This window comes from Rhizobium sp. SVR5-2C (assembly GCF_056755115.1).
The window spans coordinates 1-331 of sequence record NZ_JBNDHT010000362.1 but is presented as its reverse complement, the minus strand read 5'-3'; the positions used below and the strand labels follow the sequence as shown (position 1 = coordinate 331).

Here is a 331-nt window from a genome sequence, read left to right as displayed (position 1 = left end):
AACGAGATTGCGCACGGCATGTCGTTCACCGCAGCTGCACGTGCAATGCCCACTGCCTCTTCCGGCGCGGTCAGAGTATATGCCGTGACGATGTCGGCCTCGCCTCGAGCAAAGCATTCGACCTGGGCATGGTGGTAGTCTTCCGCTTCCGCAGCGGTGATGCGTTCTGCGACGTAGCCGTCGCCGCGTGGTCCTATGGCTCCGTTGATAACGATCGGTGAACGCTTCGTTTCGAACTCGTCGCGCAGTGCCACCAGCAATGCCACCGACCGGTCGTTGGCCGCGAGCAGCCTGTCGCGGTCGTAGCCGAGCTTTTCTCCCCAATCCGAGT

Annotated in this window: 1 protein-coding gene; it reads right to left on the bottom strand. The window is 61.9% G+C overall.

Annotation, left to right across the window (positions count from 1 at the left end):
- A partial coding sequence (locus ACPYOI_RS36090) for a homocysteine S-methyltransferase family protein (protein ID WP_481424175.1) occupies window positions 1-331 on the bottom strand: 331 nt, incomplete at both ends.